This window comes from Pseudomonas sp. UBA5568, assembly GCF_002425525.1.
GTDB lineage: Bacteria > Pseudomonadota > Gammaproteobacteria > Pseudomonadales > Pseudomonadaceae > Aquipseudomonas > Aquipseudomonas fulva.
On record NZ_DIMK01000031.1, the window covers coordinates 21,601 to 26,607 of the forward strand.

Below are 5,007 nucleotides of genomic sequence, written 5' to 3' on the forward strand. Positions count from 1 at the left end.
CGAAGTGCTGGCCACCGGCGGCGATACCGCCCTGGGTGGCGATGACTTCGATCACGCCATTGCAGGCTGGATCATCGAGCAGGCTGGCTTGTCCTCCGACCTCGACCCGGCTGCCCAGCGCGCGCTGTTACAGACGGCTTGCGCCGCCAAGGAAGCGTTGACCGATGCCGAGGTGGTGGGCGTCACACACGGTGCCTGGCAGGGTGAGCTCACCCGTGCCGGTTTCGATGCGATGATCGAGCCGCTGGTGGCCCGCAGCCTCAAGGCCTGCCGCCGTGCCGTACGTGACAGTGGCGTCGAGCTCGATGAAGTCAGCGCCGTGGTCATGGTCGGCGGTTCCACGCGCGTGCCCCGTGTTCGCGATGCCGTCGGTACCCTGTTCGGTCGTAGCCCGCTGACTTCCATCGACCCCGATCAGGTCGTCGCCATCGGCGCCGCCATTCAGGCCGATACCCTGGCCGGCAACCGTCGCGAAGGCGGCGAGCTGTTGCTGCTTGATGTGATCCCGCTGTCACTGGGCCTGGAGACCATGGGCGGGCTCATGGAGAAAGTGATCCCGCGCAATACCACCATCCCGGTGGCGCGCGCCCAGGAGTTCACGACTTATAAAGACGGCCAGTCGGCCATGATGATCCATGTGCTGCAGGGCGAGCGCGAACTGATCAGCGACTGCCGGTCACTGGCGCGCTTCGAACTGCGCGGCATTCCGGCCATGGTGGCAGGGGCAGCGAAAATTCGCGTCACCTTCCAGGTCGATGCCGACGGGCTGCTCAGCGTCGCCGCCCGGGAACTCGCATCAGGCGTGGAAGCCAGCATTCAGGTCAAGCCGTCCTACGGCCTGACCGATGGCGAAATCGCGCGCATGCTCAAGGACTCCTTCGAACATGCTGGTACCGACAAGCAGGCCCGTCAGTTGCGTGAGCACCAAGTGGACGCCGAACGGCTGCTCGAAGCGGTACAGGGCGCCCTGGACGCCGACGGTCAGCGCTTGCTCAGTGAAGAAGAGCGCCAGGCCATTGAATTCCAGATGCAAGAACTACGTGATTTGCTGGCGGGCACCGATGGCGCTGCCATCGAGCAACAGACCAAGCGTCTGTCGCACGTGACCGACGCATTTGCCGCCCGACGCCTTGATTCGACGGTCAAAGCCGCACTGGCCGGGCGCAACCTGAATGAGATCGAGGAGTAATCGATGCCGCTGGTGACATTCCTGCCGCATGAGAAGTTCTGCCCGGAGGGGCTGACCGTGGAGGTGCCTGCCGGCACCAATATCCTGGAGCTGGCCCACGATCATCACATCGAGATGGAGAGCGCCTGCGGCGGTGTGAAGGCCTGCACCACGTGCCACTGCATCGTGCGCAAGGGCTTCGATTCCCTTGAGGAAGCCGACGAGCTCGAAGAAGACATGCTGGACAAGGCGTGGGGCCTGGAAGCGCAGTCGCGTCTGGGTTGCCAGGTGGTGGTGGCCGATCAGGACCTCACCATCGAGATCCCTAAGTATTCGCTCAACCACGCTGCCGAAGCGCCGCACTGAGGTCCTGGACATGAGTCTGAAATGGATTGATGTACTTGATATCGCCATCGAGCTTGCAGAAAGCAAGCCGGACGTCGATCCTCGGTATGTGAATTTCGTCGATCTGCACCGCTGGGTGGTGGCATTGCCTGGCTTCAGTGACGATCCTTCGCGCGCCGGCGAGAAGGTGCTCGAGGCCATCCAGGCGGCCTGGATCGACGAAGCCGACTGAACACGCACCGCAGGTTAGGCAATCCCCTGGAACCCGCGTATAATTCGCGGGTTTAATTTTTCGTAACACTCATATTCTGGAGTTTTCCATGGCTGTTCAACGTACTTTCTCCATCATCAAGCCTGACGCTGTTGCCAAGAACGTCATCGGCAAGATCACCACTCGCTTCGAAGAAGCCGGCCTGAAAATCGTTGCCTCGAAAATCAAGCAACTGTCCAAGGCCGAGGCCGAAGGCTTCTACGCCGAGCACAGCGAGCGCGGCTTCTTCGGTGATCTGGTTGCCTTCATGACTTCCGGTCCGGTTGTCGTTCAGGTCCTGGAAGGCGAGAACGCCATTGCCAAGAACCGTGAGCTGATGGGCGCTACCAACCCTAAAGAAGCCGCTGCCGGCACCATCCGCGCCGACTTCGCCGAGTCCATCGACGCCAACGCCGTTCACGGTTCGGACTCCGAAGCTGCTGCTGCTCGCGAAATCGCTTACTTCTTCGCTGCTACCGAGGTAACCACTCGCTAAGCGAAAGCTTACGGGTGAGGGTGAATCCATGACGACATCGACTGACAAAATCAACCTGCTGGGTCTGACCCTGCAGGAAATGGAACAATTCTTCGATTCCATCGGAGAGAAGCGCTTCCGCGCCGGTCAGGTGATGAAATGGATTCACCACTTTGGCGTCGATGATTTCGCCGCCATGACGAACGTCGGCAAGGTCTTGCGTGAAAAGCTCGAGGCCGTTGCCGAAATTCGCCCACCGGAAGTGGTCAGCGAAGACATTTCCGCAGACGGCACCCGCAAATGGGTGATCCGCGTTGCCTCCGGCAGCTGCGTCGAAACCGTCTATATTCCCACCGACGATCGCGGCACCCTGTGCGTGTCGTCGCAAGCCGGTTGTGCCCTGGACTGCAGCTTCTGCTCCACCGGCAAACAAGGCTTCAACAGCAACCTCACCGCCGCCGAAGTGATCGGCCAGGTGTGGCTTGCGAACAAATCCTTCGGGACCGTGCCTGCCAAAATCGACCGCGCCATCACCAACGTGGTCATGATGGGCATGGGCGAACCCCTGCTCAATTTCGACAATGTCATCGCCGCCATGAAGATCATGATGGAAGATCTGGGCTATGGCATCTCCAAGCGTCGCGTCACCCTGTCCACCTCGGGCGTCGTGCCGATGATCGACGAGTTGGCCAAGCACATCGATGTGTCGCTGGCTTTGTCATTGCATGCACCCAATGACGAGTTGCGCAACAAACTGGTACCGATCAACAAGAAGTACCCGCTCAAGATGCTGCTCGACGCATGCATGGGCTACATGGCGACCCTGGGCGGCAAGCGGGTGCTCACCATCGAGTACACCCTGCTCAAGGACGTCAACGACCAGCCCGAGCATGCGGCGCAGATGATCGAGCTGCTGCGCGACGTGCCGTGCAAGATCAACCTGATTCCATTCAATCCGTTCCCGCACTCTGGCTACGAGCGCCCCAGCAACAACGCCATTCGTCGTTTCCAAGACCTGCTGCACCACGGTGGCTACAACGTGACGACGCGCACCACCCGTGGTGATGACATCGATGCGGCTTGCGGCCAGCTGGTGGGGCAGGTCAATGACCGCACCCGGCGCAGCGAACGTTACATCGCCGTCCGGCAGCTGTCGGCAGACGCCGAGCGCCCGGACAGCCCGGCCGCCCACTGAACGGAACTGGCCTATGAACGTGCGCGCTGCGCTGCCGATCATTGCGCTTTCGCTGCTCGCCGGCTGCATGTCAGGCGCAGGCAGCGATGCGCAGGTGGCTGAGCAGCGCAGGGTCGAGGCCGGGCGGGCGTATGTGCAGCTGGGGCTCGGCTACCTGCAACAGGGGATGCTGGGCCAGGCCAAGACGCCCTTGTCAAAGGCGCTGGCGCTGGATGGCGACGATGCCGACGCCCATGCCGCCTTGGCATTGGTCTACCAGGCCGAAGGCGAGCCTGTATTGGCCGAGCGCCATTTCAAGCAAGCGCTTGGGGCGGGTGCCAGCACCACGCGAATTCGCAACAATTACGGCAGTTTCCTTTATGCTCAAGGGCGGTTTGCCGAAGCGCAGCAGATGTTTCGCCTTGCCAGCGCCGATACCCTGTATCCTGAGCGATCACGGGTTTATGAAAACCTTGGCCTGACAGCCTTGAGGCTCGGCCAGCGCGATCAGGCGCACGCCCATTTGCAAAAAGCATTGCAGCTTAACCAGCGACAGCCACAAGCGTTGCTGGAAATGGCTGAGTTGTCCTACGAAAACAGGCATTATGTGCCGGCCCGGGATTACTACGATCGTTTCAGCCGGTTGAGTGGCCACGATGCCCGGAGCCTGCTGCTGGGTAGCCGCCTTGCCAAGGTGTTCGACGAGCAAGGGACGGTGGCCGAGTTGGGGCAGCAATTACAACGACTTTATCCCGGTACGCCGGAATATCAGCAATACCTGTCGGAGCAACGATGAACGCCGCGCATCCCGAAGTAGCTGTAGCGCCTGGCCAGAACCCTGGTGAGCTGTTGCGCCTGGCCCGTGAGAAACGGGACTGGTCCCAAGCCGAGGTGGCCCGCAAGCTCAATCTTACTGTCAGCTCGCTCAACCATGTGGAAACCGGCGCCTTCGACAAGCTGCCCGGGCATACCTTCGCCCGTGGCTACATCCGCGCCTACGCCAAGTTGATGGAGCTGGACCAGGCTGCCCTGGTCGAAGCCTTCGATCGCTACACCGGCACCCACGCCAAGGGCAGCGACGTACATTCGCTGGGGCGTATCGAAGAGCCTTCCCGGTTGTCCCACAATATTCTGCGCGGGGTCAGCCTGTTGCTGCTGCTGGCGGTCGTGGGTGGCGGTTTCGTCTGGTGGCAGGACCAGGGCAGTCTGCGCGGCAAAGACCTCTCCAGCATCGCCCTTGAGCACGTCGAGGTCGAAAGCGCCGACGGCACCACCCAGATTCACCCGCTTGACGAACCCGAAGACCAGGCCGTCTCTGCCGCCCAGCAACCTGAGAGCGCCCCCCTGCCGTTGGCCCAGGGTACCGACGAGCAGCAGGCTGCAAGTACCGGGCAGGCAGCGGCTACCGACACGCCTGCAGCCGGCTCTGCTCCGGTAACGGGCACTGCGACGCCGCAGCCGGCGCCGGCCAACGCTACCCCTCTTGCCAGCGCGCCGGCGGCAGCCGCCCCTGCAACCAGTGCAGCCCCCGCCGACCCCGCCGCCGTGCCAGCAGGCAGCGGCAAGGTCGCGATTGAGTTCGTTGCCGATTGCCG

Annotated in this window: 7 protein-coding genes; all 7 read left to right on the forward strand. The window is 62.0% G+C overall.

What is annotated here, in order from left to right:
• Positions 1-1,189 (forward strand): Hsp70 family protein (locus tag B2S33_RS10295; RefSeq protein ID WP_288650221.1); only part of this gene is annotated, 1,189 nt, incomplete at its 5' end.
• A 3-nt stretch (positions 1,190-1,192) separates the two neighbouring features.
• A complete protein-coding gene (fdx, locus tag B2S33_RS10300; RefSeq protein WP_027913689.1) occupies positions 1,193-1,534 on the forward strand; it encodes an ISC system 2Fe-2S type ferredoxin in 342 nt (113 codons plus the stop codon).
• Between the two features lie 10 nt (positions 1,535-1,544).
• A complete protein-coding gene (gene iscX, locus B2S33_RS10305; RefSeq protein WP_023533289.1) occupies positions 1,545-1,745 on the forward strand; it encodes a Fe-S cluster assembly protein IscX in 201 nt (66 codons plus the stop codon).
• 88 nt (positions 1,746-1,833) lie between these two features.
• Complete coding sequence (ndk, locus tag B2S33_RS10310; protein ID WP_023533373.1) at positions 1,834-2,259, forward strand: nucleoside-diphosphate kinase; 426 nt, start codon at positions 1,834-1,836, stop codon at positions 2,257-2,259.
• A 28-nt stretch (positions 2,260-2,287) separates the two neighbouring features.
• Positions 2,288-3,433 (forward strand): 23S rRNA (adenine(2503)-C(2))-methyltransferase RlmN, encoded by a 1,146-nt coding sequence (gene rlmN / locus B2S33_RS10315; protein WP_027913690.1) that lies wholly within the window; start codon positions 2,288-2,290, stop codon positions 3,431-3,433.
• 13 nt (positions 3,434-3,446) lie between these two features.
• Complete coding sequence (pilW, locus tag B2S33_RS10320; protein WP_027913691.1) at positions 3,447-4,208, forward strand: type IV pilus biogenesis/stability protein PilW; 762 nt, start codon at positions 3,447-3,449, stop codon at positions 4,206-4,208.
• The coding region (locus B2S33_RS10325; RefSeq protein WP_288650223.1) for a helix-turn-helix domain-containing protein at positions 4,205-5,007 on the forward strand (803 nt) is incomplete at its 3' end. The genes pilW and B2S33_RS10325, both read left to right, overlap by 4 nt.